Annotated in this window: 14 protein-coding genes and 3 pseudogenes; 8 read left to right on the top strand and 9 right to left on the bottom strand. The window is 51.6% G+C overall.

The annotated features are described in order from the left end of the window. Nucleotides 1-7 precede the first annotated feature (7 nt). The 3 genes from JVX88_RS35610 to JVX88_RS35600 all read left to right on the top strand — a co-directional run bounded on the left by JVX88_RS35610 (nt 8) and on the right by JVX88_RS35600 (nt 3,621). Nucleotides 8-1,585 (top strand): cache domain-containing protein, encoded by a 1,578-nt coding sequence (locus JVX88_RS35610; RefSeq protein ID WP_211623723.1) that lies wholly within the window; start codon nt 8-10, stop codon nt 1,583-1,585. Between the two features lie 685 nt (nt 1,586-2,270). Next, on the top strand, nt 2,271-2,465 hold the full coding sequence (locus JVX88_RS35605) for a hypothetical protein (RefSeq protein ID WP_036002502.1): 195 nt from the start codon (nt 2,271-2,273) through the stop codon (nt 2,463-2,465). 199 nt (nt 2,466-2,664) lie between these two features. Beyond that, nucleotides 2,665-3,621, top strand: a complete 957-nt coding sequence (locus JVX88_RS35600; RefSeq protein WP_211623721.1) for a hypothetical protein — start codon at nt 2,665-2,667, stop codon at nt 3,619-3,621. Between the two features lie 196 nt (nt 3,622-3,817). Here JVX88_RS35600 and JVX88_RS35595 read toward each other — a convergent pair whose 3' ends face one another. After that, on the bottom strand, nt 3,818-4,201 hold the full coding sequence (locus JVX88_RS35595) for a hypothetical protein (protein ID WP_211623719.1): 384 nt from the start codon (nt 4,199-4,201) through the stop codon (nt 3,818-3,820). 272 nt (nt 4,202-4,473) lie between these two features. Here JVX88_RS35595 and JVX88_RS35590 point away from each other — a divergent pair, with 272 nt between their 5' ends. Both JVX88_RS35590 and JVX88_RS35585 read left to right on the top strand, forming a co-directional pair. After that, entirely contained in the window at nt 4,474-4,947 is a 474-nt protein-coding gene (locus JVX88_RS35590; RefSeq protein ID WP_211623717.1) for a glycine-rich domain-containing protein, read from the top strand. A gap of 330 nt (nt 4,948-5,277) precedes the next feature. Continuing rightward, nucleotides 5,278-6,282: an ROK family protein gene (locus tag JVX88_RS35585; RefSeq protein ID WP_211623715.1), complete on the top strand. Its 1,005-nt coding sequence runs from the start codon at nt 5,278-5,280 to the stop codon at nt 6,280-6,282. Here JVX88_RS35585 and JVX88_RS35580 read toward each other — a convergent pair. Next, nucleotides 6,279-7,136 (bottom strand): baseplate J/gp47 family protein, encoded by an 858-nt coding sequence (locus JVX88_RS35580; protein WP_211623713.1) that lies wholly within the window; start codon nt 7,134-7,136, stop codon nt 6,279-6,281. The two genes, JVX88_RS35585 and JVX88_RS35580, sit on opposite strands and share 4 nt — an antisense overlap. A 132-nt stretch (nt 7,137-7,268) precedes the next feature. Next, nucleotides 7,269-8,324, bottom strand: a pseudogene (gcvPA, locus tag JVX88_RS35575) (aminomethyl-transferring glycine dehydrogenase subunit GcvPA); the annotation flags it as partial. A gap of 20 nt (nt 8,325-8,344) precedes the next feature. Here gcvPA and JVX88_RS35570 point away from each other — a divergent pair. Then, nucleotides 8,345-8,725 (top strand): annotated as a pseudogene (locus JVX88_RS35570) (YraN family protein); the annotation flags it as partial. A gap of 119 nt (nt 8,726-8,844) precedes the next feature. Here JVX88_RS35570 and JVX88_RS35565 read toward each other — a convergent pair. The 5 genes and pseudogenes from JVX88_RS35565 to JVX88_RS35545 all read right to left on the bottom strand — a co-directional run bounded on the left by JVX88_RS35565 (nt 8,845) and on the right by JVX88_RS35545 (nt 13,830). Beyond that, complete coding sequence (locus tag JVX88_RS35565) at nt 8,845-9,234, bottom strand: hypothetical protein (protein ID WP_036008442.1); 390 nt, start codon at nt 9,232-9,234, stop codon at nt 8,845-8,847. 262 nt (nt 9,235-9,496) lie between these two features. Continuing rightward, nucleotides 9,497-10,669 (bottom strand): annotated as a pseudogene (gene atpD / locus JVX88_RS35560) (F0F1 ATP synthase subunit beta); the annotation flags it as partial. A 1,042-nt stretch (nt 10,670-11,711) separates the two neighbouring features. Further along, nucleotides 11,712-12,272 (bottom strand): PRC-barrel domain-containing protein, encoded by a 561-nt coding sequence (locus tag JVX88_RS35555; protein WP_211623710.1) that lies wholly within the window; start codon nt 12,270-12,272, stop codon nt 11,712-11,714. Between the two features lie 49 nt (nt 12,273-12,321). Continuing rightward, a complete protein-coding gene (locus tag JVX88_RS35550) occupies nt 12,322-12,870 on the bottom strand; it encodes a sensor histidine kinase (protein ID WP_211623708.1) in 549 nt (182 codons plus the stop codon). A gap of 27 nt (nt 12,871-12,897) precedes the next feature. Further along, nucleotides 12,898-13,830, bottom strand: coding sequence for a histone deacetylase (locus JVX88_RS35545; RefSeq protein ID WP_317134574.1), 933 nt, complete (start codon nt 13,828-13,830; stop codon nt 12,898-12,900). Between the two features lie 191 nt (nt 13,831-14,021). On the opposite strand from JVX88_RS35545, the gene JVX88_RS35540 reads away from it, so the two are divergent. Further along, nucleotides 14,022-14,444: a hypothetical protein gene (locus JVX88_RS35540; protein WP_211623707.1), complete on the top strand. Its 423-nt coding sequence runs from the start codon at nt 14,022-14,024 to the stop codon at nt 14,442-14,444. Between the two features lie 28 nt (nt 14,445-14,472). Next, on the top strand, nt 14,473-15,000 hold the full coding sequence (locus tag JVX88_RS35535; RefSeq protein WP_211623705.1) for a hypothetical protein: 528 nt from the start codon (nt 14,473-14,475) through the stop codon (nt 14,998-15,000). Nucleotides 15,001-15,201: 201 nt separating this feature from the next. On the opposite strand, the gene JVX88_RS35530 is transcribed toward JVX88_RS35535, so the two are convergent. After that, nucleotides 15,202-16,125, bottom strand: coding sequence for a hemerythrin domain-containing protein (locus JVX88_RS35530; RefSeq protein ID WP_263975414.1), 924 nt, complete (start codon nt 16,123-16,125; stop codon nt 15,202-15,204). Nucleotides 16,126-16,284 lie beyond the last annotated feature (159 nt).

The raw sequence follows: 16,284 nt of genomic DNA, 5'->3' as shown, positions 1-16,284 counted from the left end.
AAATCGCATGCGCCAAAATCTTATACTTATCATTTCAAGTCTGATTGTTACTTTTTTCGGGTTGGCATTGAGAGCTTCAGGCCAGACACCCGACTACGCGAACTTGGCGCTTGAAGTTAGCCCAGCTGGTCAAAGCATCGCAGTTGGAACGCTTAACGGGGAACTGATGTTATATCACTCTGCCTCAGGAAACTTGCTTCGAGCTTTCCAACATGATGGCGATGTGAGCGATCTTGAATGGTCACCAGATGGACAGCGACTTGCCGTGTTGAGTTTTTTTGGCCGTGTCAGTGTTTGGGACATAGCTCTGCCAAACCCTCTGTGGACAACACAGCTCAATTCCAATGGTCTAGTGAGTATCGATTGGAGTCCTGATGGAAATAGCGTTGCTGTTTCAGGAATAGATATGCAACAGTCCGTTAACGAGGTTGCCAGTCAGCTCCGCACCGAATTGACCAGTCGGATTACGGAACGGCTAGAGACCTACGTTAGCCTTCCCAAGGCCATCAACCGCCTGAATGCCACCGCCTTTGCCCAGGGAGATATTGATGTCAGTAACCCCGGGGGATACTATCACTTTTGGCAACAGTTGCAGCTCTATGAAACCCTAAGTTTTGTGTATTGTGGGGATGAGCAGAGGGGTTTTTTGGGAGCCAGGCGGCTGTCGGAGCAAGACCGCACGGAAATTGTGCTGCAATTCAGCAATGCGGATACAAACTTTATCCGCCAGGGCTTTGTCTTGGATGATCGGGGCAATCGCACTGTGCCTAGGGGCCGTTTTGATAAACCCTTTGATCCACGGGTGCGTCCCTGGTATCAGGCTGCAAAGACAGCGGGTGGAGAAGCTTGGAGTGACATTTACCTTGCCTTTTCCACCTTATTTCCTACAATTACGGCCAGCTTTCCGGTCTATGATCCAGCCAATAATGCGCTGATAGGAGTTTGTGGGACTGACCTTTTCTTGCCCCAGGAATTGAGTCTGTTCTTGCGCAACCTAAAGATTGGTCAGACCGGCACTGCGTTTATTATGGAGCGATCAGGACGACTAGTGGCAACTTCGTCTGAAGAGGCGATGGTGGTTGGGGAAGGCGAAGCGAGCGAACGACTGTTGGCCACCGCCAGCCCGAATGCCACGATTCGAGCAACCGCCGAGCATCTCAATCGTCGTTTTAACCAACTCAACGACATTCAGTCGGTTCACCAACTCGATTTCAACCTGGATCGAGAATGGCAATATGTTCAAGTCTTTCCGTTTCAGGATGGCAATTTAGATTGGTTGGTAGTTCTTACCATTCCCGAATCAGATTTTATGGGGCAAATCCATGCGGGTCGCCGGAATGCTCTGTGGTTGAGCCTAGGAGCTTTAGCGGCGGCGATCGCAATTGGGATCTTCACGTCTCGTTGGGTGGCAAAGCCGATCCAGCGAGTTTCTCAAGCCTCCGACAAGCTGGCTCAAGGGGAACTCAATCAGCAGGTGGAACCCGGTCTGATTACGGAAATTGATACCCTGGCAAGTTCCTTCAACTCGATGGCGAAACAACTTCAGCTAGCTGCTGCTGAAGCGTGGCTGCATTCGCTGAATTAATCTGACCATGGGGTTGAATAACAGTTGTTCCGGAGTGAGCGAAAGAGCTTTCCTGCATCGTTTGATCCTGTCTTCGGAGCGGTAATACTGACTGCGAATCCTGGGAAACCATTTTTCTGGAATGTACAGACAATAGCTTTGACGCCTAGGGAACGTCTATAGATAGAGTACTAGATTCAACCAGATTTGCAGAATCTTCATCTTTCAAAATTCCCTCTTTAAAGTTTTGAGTAAAAAAATACAGCCCTAAGTATAGGACAATACAAAATCTTCATCTGGGCTTTATCTCAGCTGCTCGAAAGTCAGCTGATGCCCGTGATCGTTTCTATGTCGGGTATCAGTACGGCTCTATATACTTCACCTCTAGTTTAAAAAAGTCTTAAAGCCACCATTCGTAGGACTAGCAACGGTAGAATCGCCCTTAATTCAAAAGGAGTTGCTCTAGCGTTTGAGAAGGTCATAGCCTTAACCCTTCAAGCCAAAGCCTCAGATTAAAATCTTCTGCAAATCTTCTGCAAAATCCGGAATTCTGCTCGCTCAAGCTGGAGTAAGGGATTAGATTCGTGAAATAGCACCCTGTGATAGATATCACGCTAGCCAATGATAGTGATCATGGGAGTTAGACAGGGTCTAGCCGAAGATTTAACCTGAAATCGCCCTCACCACTATTTGAAGTAGATGGACCATGAAAACAACCCATGTGATTCGTCAACTTGTTGCCAAAGCTTTGTACATCAAACAGTTGACACCCGATATCGAAAACGAGATCAACTATGAGCTGAGCCGTTTAGGCTATATTTCTGACGCCGATTATGAAGCCCTGGAACTGTTAATGTCAGAAATGGATGCGGGCCGGATTCGTCTGGTGCCTAGCCCTTAATCTCTAAATCTCTAACCGCTAAACAAGAACCACTACCCCACAGATTAAACTTGGGCTTAGCTTGATGGGTGCATTGGCCGAAAGGCGTCAGGTTGAGCTTGGCAAATTTTACGAATAAAAGCTTGCAATTGCTGGTGCGCTACCGGTTCAGGAACTGGGGTTGCGCAGCTAGCCTTGAGATTTTCTAATTGAGCCAGGATTGGCAGTAGAAATTGTCAGCCCAATTGAACCGGGAATTGCTCAGTTTGGTTTCTGGTGTGTGGAGGATCTGCACAAAACCGACCGTGATCAAGAGGTGCTGATTGTGCCAATCGGCATTCGTTACTACTATGTAGCTCCGCCCTGGGACGCAATTGCCCAGCTACTAACTCAGCTTGAAGCCGATTGTGGGTTAACCGTCCCGACTGCTGCCGATCTACCGGAAATCACGGGCGTTCCCTCTACGGTGAGTCCGCAGCAGCTATTGCTTTATCGACGACTTTTGCGCCTGAGCGAACATTTGCTGACCGTGATGGAGGACTTTTACAGCAAGTTCTATCACCAGAATCTCAAAATCCCAGTAACTGAGGCAGAATCGCCCCTAAGCGTTAACGATGTTATCGCTGCCCGACTCCAGCGATTGATGAATGCAGCTCTTAGCGTTGCGGAACAATACTTCGGCCTCCAACCCAAGGGAACCGTTACCGATCGCTGTCGGCGGTTAGAGCAGGCGGGATGGGAGTGGATCTATCGAGAAGACTTGGACAATCTAGCTCAGCTTCCTCCAGCGGCCCGCGGATTAGCCGACCGAATTGCAGAAGAATCGGCTCTGCGGCTCTGGCACATGCGCTTAGTAGAAACCTTTGTTAGCGTTACGGGACGCTACATCTTAGAAAAACCATCGGTGGACCGACTAGCTGAAACTCTACTTTTGGTGTGGGACACAGTGACGCGCTTGAAGGGCAAAGACCCTACCAAACGCCCCCGATTAGGTCCCCAGCGCGTGGAAATCACTATCGCTCAGCCGATTTCGGTCACAGCTCGCCGAGCAGCTCATCAAACTAACCGACGGCAAGCGGTGGCTGAACTAACCCAGGACTTACAAACTGCTTTGGAAAAAATGGTCCTTGATGGCTCGCCCTCAGCCTCAGCTAGATCAGTTCCAAGTGAGTTGTGAAATGTATTAAGGTGAAATGTATTAGGGGCCAGGTTCTGTTTGAGCAGTGGAAATGGCATCAATAATTTGGCGGGCTTCCGCGTTCAGCAACGGCATCAGTTGGGTTCGGGCTTCGGTTGGCTGATTTTGCCAAAGCATTTTGACAAAACTGGTTTTGCCTTGCTGACTCGTATTATTCAGGACAGAGCATAGCTATCTACCCAGCTTTCTGCTCGTGATAGCTGGAAATGTGCTCGTACACCTCATCTGGAAACTGTAGATCCCGGTAGACATTGCAGGCATCTGGATCGTCTGGATTGGGGCAGATCGGGAACTCTTGTTGGCTTTGCCATTCTAGAATCCGGTCGCGCTTGGGTGGGTTGTAGTCCTTTCCCTGCACCTGCTGCACGAGCGCTTTCGCTTCAGTTTCGCTAAAATCGGAATCTTTTTGCAGATACTCAATCAGTTCCGCTTCGCTGATAAAGTGACGGGCAATCATAGCCAAGGTCAGGCGGCCATAGTGACCGATATCCTCACCTGCCTCTAGTGCATCCAGCAGGTGGGCCATCATACTGCTTTTACGTAACGCTTCGATTGACATAACGGTATTGCTATATTGCTGAATTGGTGTTTACTTCAACGGCCTAGTGCAACGGTCCTAGAACTGTTATAAAAACTATGCCTAGCTTCGCCGTCTGTCCAAAGCGTTATTTAGTTCAATTGTACTATCCAGCCAAATGGTGACTTTCTACCTGACTTTCGGGTGACAGGACCTGACTTTCGATTCCGGCAACTCTGATTAGATTGAAGAAGATTGAATGGATGAGAAGCTGCTAGCAGCGCAGGCCCTACCTTTCCCCAGGAAGTACACCAATGACAGCCACGCCCCAATTAAACCAGGATGTACCGCTCGGATTTCAACGGTTTTTGCAGAAAGTTCGTTTGCTTGATCTAAGACCGATTGCGTCTCAGCTCATACAAGCTCAACCCCAACGTGCTCCTCAAAGCATTGTCCGAGCCATTGCCGATTATCTTGAGTTTCTGTACCTTGTTGATCGCCATCCTCACCTCCAGCTAGCTCCTACGGTTGAAGTTGATGAAGTTTGGCATTATCACATTCTTGATACTCGCAAGTATGCAGGAGATTGCCAGCTGCTGTTTGGCAAATTTATTCACCACGCTACCTACGTTGGCACCTACAGCGAGGAAGAACGTCTGGCACAGTTTCAGGCTTTTACTCTAACGCAGACACTATATCGGCATTATTTTGGCCGCACAATTGGGTCAATTCCAGCCGACTGCGAATCGTGGGTAGATGATATTTCCCAAAACTGCCCACCGGCCTAGACAGACTTCCCGAAACTCTTCTGATTTGGGACGCAAGTTTTCTTCGATTAAAATCTGCTCTAGTAACCTCTGGTGCAGCGGCTCGTCATTGATAATCACGCCATTGAAATCAAACAGAACCGCTTTCAAAACCATAGGTTATCTAATCTTCGCGTACCGAAACTTGTAAGGCAAAGCCTGCGAGGATTATATCGTTTTATATCACGCCTTTCTGTTGGTCTGTTGCCCCTCACTGTACTCAACGCGCAATGGAGCTGAATTCAGATTATGGTTGAAAGTATTCTAAATTACCGATAAATCAGGTTATAGACAGAAGGTATAGAAGGCAGTATGACGGTAGCGGACCATTCTCGCGAAGAAGTAATTGGGATTGATTTGGGCGGTAGTGCCATCAAGCTGGGCCGGTTCAATGCAGAGGGGAATTGCTTGCAGTCGCTCAGCGTACCGACTCCCCAACCTGCCTATCCAGAAGCAGTACTGGCGGCAATGGTGACTGCGATCGAGCAGATTGATCCAGCGGGTAAAACCGTGGCAATCGGCGTTGGCACTCCAGGTCCGGCAGATGCGGCTGGCCGAATTGCGCGAGTGGCAATCAATTTAGCGGGTTGGCATAACATCCCACTGGCCGATTGGTTGGAAGCAAAAACCGGCAAACCAACCGTGTTAGCTAACGATGCCAACTGTGCCGGCATGGGGGAATATTGGCTGGGGGCAGGTCGTCACTTGCGACACCTGATTTTGCTGACCTTGGGCACGGGCGTTGGGGGTGCCGTGATTCTAGATGGCAAACTGTTTACCGGACATGACGGATCGGCGGGCGAACTGGGATTGATTACCCTCAACCCAGATGGACCTGAGTGCAACAGCGGCAATAACGGCTCACTAGAGCAATACACCTCCGTTCGAGCGATTCGACGACGCACCGGACTGGAACCCGATGAACTAGGCGCAAGAGCCAGAGCCGGTGATCCAGAAGCCCTCGCGTTTTGGCAAGCCTATGGGCGTGATTTGGGTGCCGGTTTAGCCAGTTTGGTCTATGTCCTGACGCCAGAAGCGATCATTATCGGCGGCGGGGTCAGTGCCAGTGCCGAGTTTTTCTTTCCGACGGTGTGGCAAGAATTAGACAATCGATTCTTCCAGTCCTTGGTTGGTGCGCTTTGGCAGCAGATGACTGGCGGGGTTGGGGTTGGGAAAGGGAATACCATCCGGTCGTCCCAGCAAAATCTTTTCAAACGCCAGCAGAAACTGACCCATCAGCGGATCGGTGCGGTAGAGCGTAGGCAAGTAGTCAAGCAGTTGGTTTGGCAGATTCGGCAGATCAGACGGCATGGCTAACTTTGGGAAAACAATGGTGTGATTGGCGATTGCACAGTAATTGTGTGGAGATCAATGTTGGGGGCATTAATCAATTCTTCGGGAAACAGGGTGACGGCAATGAGCTGGTGGGGAGTGGTAGCAGAATAAACTAGGCGTTCCGCATCTGCGACAACTAGCTCATCCTGATGATTCGTCGGCGTGACATAATCCACACCGGATACTTGATCGAGCAGCGCATAAATCTCGGAGACATAGACACTACGCCCAAACGGCCAGCCGGCTTTCTGGGAGCCGCCGGTGAGGGGGTCGAAGAAGGCTTGCAATGCCCGAACGGCCCGTTGGCGTGTCTCCTCTTCCTGGGCATCTCGTTGCAACACCAGGGTCAGCCGGACTCCGATATCCAGATAGTAGGGATTCACCACATGGATTTGCGTCGTCAGTAAGCGGCGGGAATCTAGCGCCTGCCAGATCGTTTGATTCAGATCGAGATTCGGCTGATAGGGACTGTGATGTGGAACCACCACTACACTGACATGGCCGGGTTGATCAACAGCACGAGTGGCCGGATTAGTCAGCTCTAGATTGCGGCGGGGTAGACAATGGGCGCGGGCAATTGCTTCTGGCGCAGCAGCAACCGCTAAGGCTTCAAAGTCTTGATGCGTCACGGCTCGATAATGTGAACGTAATTGCTGTACCGTTTGTTGCACCGTTTGCTGAAGTATTTCCGGGTGTTTCATCCAGGCATCACCATATTGCAACACCTGTGTTTTTGCCCATTCTGGTCCGTTGATTAGCTTCAGAAATGTACCCATCAGTTCTGGGGTAATTTGATTTTGCCGATACAGCAGCATCTCGGTTAAATAAGCGAACAATTCGATCAGCGTGATACCTGGATCGGAGGGATTGCGGTCGGTCCAGTCTGGGGCATGGGTGGGGATCTTCGTCTGCGATCGAGATTGTTCATTCTAATTGACTCTTTGAGTGACCGATGGCAGTCAAAATTCTCAACTGCTGATAGCAGCCAGCAAGTTATCTATATTCGCTTTCTTCGCGGTCTCTGTTACACAAACCAAGAAATCATTCTCCCGGCCGTTGTAATATTTCGATAGAGCGAGGCCGCCGATAATGCCGTTTTCGGCGCGAAGCGTTTCGAGAAGTTCGATTGCGGGTTTCGGTCCGCGAACAACAAATTCATTAAACGTCGGAGCGGAGAAGGGGATCGAATATCCGTCTAATGCTGCGATAGCATTCTTCGCGTAGGCAGCTTTTTGGGCGTTCTGTTCGGCGACTTCCCGCAAGCCCTGCTTGCCCATTGCTTCCATATAAATGGTCGCGGCAAGTGCGATCAGGCCTTGATTTGTGCAAATATTCGATGTCGCTTTTTCTCGTCGAATATGCTGTTCGCGGGTCGAAAGAGTCAGCGTAAATCCACGATTGCCGTTCTTGTCATACGCTATACCACAAAGCCTTCCCGGCATCTGCCTAACAAACTTTTCCTGCGTCGCAAACAGGCCAACGTGTGGCCCGCCAAAGCTCATTGGAATTCCGAATGACTGCCCCTCACCAACGACGATATCTGCCCCGCACGATCCCGGCGACTTTAGCAGACCGAACGAGATCGCTTCGGTCACCACAACAATCAACAAGGATCCTACCGCATGAGCAGCATCGGCCAAAGAACGAAGGTCCTCGATACAGCCAAAGAAGTTTGGCGATTGCACCACCAACGCAGCCGTTTTGTCATCAAGAGCCGAAGTGTCGGCCAAACGGCCTGTCGCTTCATCAAAGGGAACTTCGACGATGTCAGCATCGCCGTGTTGTGTATAGGTCCTTGCAACTTCGCGATATTCAGGATGAACGCTCGTAGCAACGACGATCTTGTTTCGCCGCGTTACACGCTGTGCCATCAAATACGCTTCGGCCATTGCGGTCGAACCGTCGTACATCGAGGCGTTCGCCACCGCGCAGCCATAGAGGCGCGCGACCTGGGTCTGGAACTCGAACAGCATCTGCAAGGTGCCCTGCGCGATTTCGGGCTGGTAGGGCGTGTAGGCGGTGAGGAACTCGCCGCGCTAATTGGCAAATCTTGGCGCAGCGGTGGCATTGTCGCTGGGGTGAATTGGATCTAGTAGCGTTCACAGAAACGCCCCAGCCCTGGCTTGCCTTTGTTGAGGTCAAGGCGCGCAGTTCCGGCAACTGGGATGCAGATGGCCTCCTAGCCATTACTCCGGCCAAACAAGAGAAACTGCTGCGGGCGGCGCAATTGTTTCTGTCTACCTACCCAGAGCAGGCCGAACTGCCCTGTCGGTTTGATGTTGCGCTTGTGCATTACCAACGGGTCTATGACCAACCGCAATCCTCTCCTATGACTTCACCTCCCACAGTTGAGCTAGGGCAACCTCTGCCAATGGGTCAGTACTGCCTGATGCTCCAGGATTACATTGTGGCGGCCTTTGACTGAGTAACTACTGAGTGACTGGAGAAAAGCGAATCACGATCAGAATGAAAAATCAGCATGAGAAAAGGGCGCGATAATTGCGCCCTCCGTTCACCACCCAAACTTAAAAATCTTCTAGCATCCTAGGCCAGCGTTTCGGGGCAATAGCCCAAGCCTTGGACAAACTGTTTGCGGAATTCCTCGATTTCGGTGCGATCGGGAGTTCCGTGGGAAACGACTGCCACCTGATATCGACGCATCACTTCCACAGGAGACTGTCCGGTTTCCAAGCCCCACAGTGCCATCTGAACTCGAACTTCAGGCTCGTAAGGAATTCCCAGCTCATTCAGGAAGGCTCGAAAATCCCCAGCTTCTTGCGGATCAAGAGCACGGTTAAATTTCACCTTCACAACCCAACCATCGATTTGGTGGATGACTGTAATGAAGCGGACCGGAAGCCAGGGCATTGCATGGAAGTGCTCAACAATCCTCAACGTCAGACTGGCATTCGCGAGGTAATACAAATACTCCATGGGATAAACAATCCTGGCAAATGCTACTCTTTTATCTTCGCGGGATTCCCCAGTTTCTACTAGGGGAAATGCCCCCGACCTGATATGGGGAATATACCCAATTTGGCCCAACTCTTGGATTAGGCCAACCCAGCCGAATCCAGCAGCCTCAGGTCAAGATTAATGCTTTGCAACACCTACCCTAGGTCTAGTAGATTAAAAGCTGGTTCCTCACTCATTTGCATGACTCGACCCGACTCAAAACTCAACATTCAAAACTTATTTATTTTCCTTCTGCCTTCAGTTTTTCACCCTTGGCAATGGCTTCATCGATGTCGCCTACCATATAGAAGGCTTGTTCCGGCAGTTCATCGAGGTCACCCGACAGAATCATCTGGAAGCCTTTGATGGTTTTTTCCAGCGGCACATATTTGCCCGGAGAGCCAGTAAAGACTTCGGCTACAAAGAAGGGTTGAGACAGGAAGCGCTCAATTTTCCGCGCCCGCGCCACGGTGAGACGGTCATCTTCCGACAACTCGTCAAGACCGAGAATAGCAATGATGTCTTGCAGTTCTTTGTAGCGCTGTAGAGTGGCCTGAACGGCACGAGCGGTGCCATAGTGCTCATCGCCTACCACGTTAGGCTGCAACATGGTTGAAGTCGAGTCCAGCGGATCCACCGCCGGATAAATGCCCTTTGAGGCCAGACCACGAGAGAGTACGGTGGTTCCGTCCAGGTGGGCAAAGGTGGTGGCAGGAGCGGGGTCGGTCAAGTCGTCAGCCGGTACATAAACAGCCTGAATCGAGGTAATCGAACCTTCGGTAGTCGAGGTAATCCGCTCTTGCAGATCGCCCACGTCGGTACCGAGGGTAGGCTGGTATCCGACCGCAGACGGCATCCGGCCTAGTAGGGCGGACACTTCAGAACCAGCCTGTACAAACCGGAAGATATTGTCGATGAACAGCAGCACATCTTGCTTGTTGACATCGCGGAAGTATTCAGCCATCGTCAGCGCCGACAGACCCACCCGCATTCTGGCTCCGGGCGGTTCGTTCATCTGACCGTAGACCAGCGCGATCTTGGAATTGGCCGGGTTGTCTTTGTCGATTACGCCCGACTCGATCATTTCATTGTAGAGGTCATTGCCTTCGCGGGTCCGTTCGCCCACACCGCCGAACACCGACACACCGCCGTGCTGGGTTGCGATGTTGTTGATCAGTTCCATCATAATTACGGTCTTGCCGACGCCCGCACCGCCAAACAAACCGATCTTGCCGCCACGACGATAGGGCGTGAGCAGGTCAATCACCTTGATGCCAGTCTCAAACACCGAAGGTTTGGTTTCCAGCTCGGTCAGCTTAGGCGCAGGACGGTGAATCGGCGAGGTCTGGCTGTACGCCTGTTCAACTATGCCGTGTGGGCGGTTGCGCTCTGGGCGTCGGCGCTCAATTTGCTCAACCACCATTCCTATCCCTTGTTCAGTGTGGAAGTTGGCCTGCTGCTGGGCGGGCTTGGCGTGATTGCCGTCCTGATCGGAACGCTGCTCCTTGTTGCCGGTGAACGAATTTCTTTCGCTTTCTCAAGCCTGTTCATCGCCATCGCGATCGACCTCAACATGGCGATCTCGATGCAGCAGTTCTACCTGCTCTGGGCAGCCCTCGCCGCAGGGGCTTACTTCGGCGAAAGAACGCTGTTGAACCTGACTCTGGCAGCGTTCGGGTCGGTGCTCCTGTTTCAGTTCGTTGCATTGACGACCGGACTGGGCGCGGTTTCAGAGCCCGACAACGAGGCGCAGAACCGCCAGGCTGAAGCCGGTCGCTCGACCACGCGCCCTCCGATAGTCCACATCGTGCTCGACTCCTATCTCGGGCTTGACGGAATGGCGGTCGGCCCGGACGAACACCGGGCGCTTCGCGCCGAACAGATGGCATTCTTTGGCGATCGAGGCTTTCAAGTCTATCCACGGGCTTACAGCCGCCACGTCAAGACGATGAATTCGCTGCCACACATGTTCTCCTATGGAACCGCACCGCTGGCGTCCACGACCCGCAACCTGCAATATTTCGCGCCCGACGAATTGCGTTACTTCACCGATCTCGATGCGCTTGGCTATCGCACCGATGCCGTGCTGGCACACTATCTCGACCTGTGTGTGGCACAGAAGATGGTACGTTGCCGCAATTTCGACCGATCCGCGCTCGCTTCCATGCGTGGAACAGAACTTTCAGCGATTGACCGAGCTGCGGTGCTCGCGTTCACCCTGCTGCAACTCGGCAATATTCCGAGCAGGGCGGCGGAGGCGATCCAGCTCGGCGCGAACGATATATTCGGCGTCGAGGGGCGTCGTCCATATAACCGGGGCAAGCTTCTGCCGCTCGCCTCCCTCGACCGGTTTGAAGCGTTTACAGCCGACCTGGCCGACTTGCGCAACGGTGAGGTGCGGTTCGCGCACCTGCTGCTGCCGCACGACCCTTACATGCTGACAGCCGACTGCCGGGTCAAACCCGAGAAATCCTGGCTCGACGAGCCACCTCGGTCAGCTTCTGCGAAATTCCAGGCTGATAGATCTCAAAACCTGCCAGTGATGATTCGGCTACTAGCACTCGCTGTCTACCAAAACTGAGAATTTTCACCGGAGGCAACTGATACACGCCGCCCACCATCCCAGGCCAGCCGCCCGACACAAACAGATAGTAGGTAATCTCGCCGGTGCGCAAATCAAACAAACAGTCGATGATTTTGCCAACGCGGCTACCCTCATCGCTCCAGACCTCATGGTCAAGCAAAGATTCGAGCCGGCTCACCTTCTCCGCATCGGTTTTTTGGGGCGGGGAGTGGGTCAACAGTCCATTCTCACCGAGCGCCTCAATTTGGGCCAACTGAAATGCCAATTTTTGCCTTCCCAGAAAGCCTGTCTTACAGATAAATCCCAGCACGCGATGCACTTGGGGATACATCCACAGCACCTCCACTCGTCCCAATTCTTCCATTGTGTCGCGATTGAGCACAAGCTGGTTCAACAAATCACTTTGCCGGATCACCTGCGATTGAGCTGCCATATTGCTAAAATCTGCGAATCGTTATTTCCAGGATAGCGGCTAGGCAACCCTAAACCTTTGCGACTGGCAGCGTAAACCAAAAAGTGGCTCCTCCTCCGGGAGTGCTACTGACGCCGATTTCACCCCTGTGGGCTGTGATGATTTGCCGACAGAGATAGAGTCCGAGTCCCAATCCAGGCATGTAGCGGGCGCGGCTACCGCGAGCATAGAGTTCAAACAAACGCTCTTGCTGGCCAGGCGGAATGCCAATCCCGTTGTCTTGTACGGCACAGCGGATCCAGCAGGTCAAAGAATCGCCATTGGTGTCGCTTTGAGGCAAGCCCTCCGAGGTTACTGAACCTTTGCGCTTAAACAGGCGACTCATCCTTCGGTTTTGCAAGCGTTTGACGATGGCTGGATCGAGCACTTCGGCGGTCAGCGTTACCTCAATGCCGTGGGGATTGTGGCGAATTGCGTTGGTAATCAGGTTACTGTAGACCCGCCAGAGCTGGGTGGCATCGGCATCGACCGAGGGCAAGTCAGGACTAATCTGCTGGTACAGGATGATCTGGTTTTTGGTCAGCGTTGGTTCGAGGTCGGCTAGAACGCTCTCAACCAAGCGGCTAAACTTGTTTGTCCTACCAGCCTAACGATATTGACGATACACATCGCTGGCAACTCGATGCAAAATCGAATGGCGATACACCAGCGCTTCAAAGTCATCGGCGTAGCCGCCGCCAATCACACAGGCCGTTGGGTAGCCCTGTTTCAAACAGGTGCTCAATACCTGCATTTCGCGGCAAAGCAATCCCCGATCGCTGAGGGCTAATTTGCCCAGCCGGTCGCCCAAATGCACATCGACGCCAGCATCGTAGAAAACCAAGTCGGGTTTGACTTCAGTTAACAAATCGGGCAGATAGCTGCCTAAAACTTGCAGGTAGTCGTCATCCTCCATACCTTCAGTTAGAGCTACGTCGAGATCGCTGTGCTGCTTCGTGCCGGGAAAGTTGACTTCGCAGTGCATTGAAAAGGTAAACACCCGCGGTTCATCTTGAAAGATAAAGGCCGTGCCATCTCCCTGGTGCACATCCAGATCCACGATCAAAATCTTCTCAACCAGTCCTTGCTCTAGCAGCACCCGTGCCGCAATCGCCAGATCGTTGAAGATACAGAAGCCAGAACCATAGCTGGGAAAGGCGTGGTGGGTGCCTCCTGCCGTGTTGCAGGCCAGTCCGTATTCTAACGCCAGATGTGCCGTTAAAATCGTACCGCCTACAGCAATGCAGGTACGATTGACGAGCTGAGGACTCCAAGGTAGGCCAATCCGGCGCTGGGCTTTGGCATCTAATGTGCCTTCACAGTAATCCCGCACATATTCGGGCGTATGCACTAGCTCAATCCAGTTGAGTGGTGGCAGGACCGGCTGATGGAACTGGGCAGGATGGGCTACCCCATCGGCCAACAGCACTTCGTATAAACGGCTGAATTTTGCCATCGGAAAGCGATGACCCGGCGGTAGGGGCACGACATAATTCGGGTGATACACAATCGGCAAATCCATCCGCAGCAGAATTCTCAAGAAATTGTTCAGTCTATCTTTACCTAGGATAAAGTGCGCTAGGCTGGCCTTATCACTTGTGCGATTAACAGTCTCTCGATTGAGAACAGCCTCTCAATTGAGAACAGTCTCTCGATTGAGAACAGTCTCTCGATTGAGAATAGCCCCACACGACAGAAAAGGACATCAGCCCTATGAACGTAGACCGAAGTATGGTGGAGGAAAATGGTCAACCTAAAGTAGGTCGTAGTGCCCGTCTTTTGGGAGTCAGACCTGGCATTGATATTGATGTTGAGCAAATGCCTAGAGATTACCTGGATGACCAAGGCTATTTACGTTCAGAACCAGAACGCAAACCAACAGGTGAGCTTGTCGCTGTAGTGATTAGAAATACAAAAGGGATGTCCACTTCGCTTTCGATTGAAAGTTTGCCAGCTTTCCGTAGACCTGCGACGTTTGGGGGATCAGGCAGAGATCCGCTCTGGCAAATTGAAGACAGCCAGATTACTGGAGATCTTGAAGCGGTTCAAGACAGTGCAACCCACGTCAGCATTATGCCAAGAACTACAATGTTATTAGAGCGGTACGAAGGCGCATTGGCAAAAACTCAGGAGCTTTGGAAGAGGGTTGAATGAATTGAGCCAACCAGATAGGAGAACAACAATGGCTTGGATCTTTGGCTTATCGGCTGAGTGTGGAGCAGAACAAGCGATCGCAGAGCAATTTGCCCATCATTTTGAAAATGTTTCCTGGGTTCTCTCAAATGGTAGCCAGACCCAATGCCATGCAGATATTTTCCAGGATATTGAGGAGAACTGGTGGTGTCGAATCTGTCCGAGTACCATCAGCGAGGTTGGGATTGACACACCGGAGACAGCCTATTTAATGACAGAGTTGGGTATCCTGCTCTATCAACGTCTACGTTCTGCTCCCACCTTTCGTTATGCTTTGGTCGGTGTAGAAGTAGATGAATTTAGAACTTACCGTGAACTACTTGAAGAGTCTCCTGCTCCAGCTTTTCCAGGATTAGTTTTGTCTGAAACGCTTTGGCAAAGAATAGGTGCATCCACAGCATTTCGACCGTTCAGTTCAGGATATGTTTGGAAACCTTACGAGGGGGAAGTTTATAAACCACTGCTGGTGTCATCGGATTTAAAGAAGAAGCTGAACGAATTACTGGTTCTGCAATGAGTACCTGAAAAAGTGGTGTTCCCTTCAGTAAAACGGGTAGTTCCGGCGAGGGCTAACAAATCGTTGGAGCCGACCGCCCAGAGGTTATCTGTGGGAACCAAAGGTTATCTGCGGCGGCTCAACTTGGTCGTTAGACTGCAAGTTCCTTTGCAATAGCGTCAGGAAACTGTCAGATTGCTCCTTCCTGACCCTGCCGTCTGCTTAGCGCATCGAGCTGGCCATTGCTTGTTGAATTCTGCTCTTAGCAGCCTTGAACTCGGACGCCATTTGCTCCTTCTGTTCAGTGCTGCAGTTGCGGTCAATTGAGGCAAACATGGTGCTTTCTTCTTGGCGAACATGGTCTCCCACCACATCCATTAGCTGTTTGATCATCGACTTGAACTGATCCTTAGAAGTGGTAGGATCAACGGCTTTGATTTGATCCAGCATCCGCTTCATTTCTGCTTGCTCATCGTACAGCTCTTGGGTATCTTCGTTGCCGTAGAAGGAGCGCACCTGAGGATAAACGACCTCTTCTTCCGCTTGGGCATGGGCCATCAGGTCTTTGTAGATCTGACCAAAGTATTCCTGCAGCTTCTGCGGATCGTCAGTCGCACCAACCTGGGTGAACAGGGTATTCACCTTGTTGTGATCCAACCGAATCAGGGTCTGAATGTTCATATCCTGCTTATCGGTGTTTTGAGTCACGACGCTGCCCGCCACGCCCGAAAGCGCCGCCACTGCATCCTGAACCCTAGCCCACAGCCCCTGATCAGCATCTTTGCCGGTGAGTTCCCGCACGCCAACCAATTCCAGCATGCCCTTGAGCTGCTCTTGATGCGCCCGGTTCTCGAAGTTGATTGTGTTGAGCGGACCAATTGCCACTTCAATGTCTGCCCCCACTACTTGGGCTGCCTTGTGCACCAAGAGACCACTCATCACCTGACCATGCTTCAACAGCTCATGCTGAACCAGCTTCTGATAGAAACTCAGCTGTTTGCCCGACATCATCTGCTCGATCTGCTGCACCATATTCTGGGTGGTCTGGTTTGGCTCAGACTGAATGCCGTACTGCACGATCACGGTTTCCAAAACGCCCATATTTTTCCGGTCATCTTCCAGCATGTTTTGCAGCCGCTCGCGCACATCCTGATCCGGACACTCTTGCATCAATCTTTGCTCATTAGAAATAATCAAATTTTGAACTGCTTTCATATCGGCCAGTTTCTCACCAATGGCCAGCCGCTTAGCATCATCTAATTGTGTAACCATGAGTTATTCTCCTCAATCAAAAGATTGTGATCA

The organism is Leptolyngbya sp. 7M (assembly GCF_018128485.1).
The sequence above is the reverse complement of the archived record's forward strand: the minus strand, read 5'-3'. Positions and strand labels throughout refer to the sequence as shown.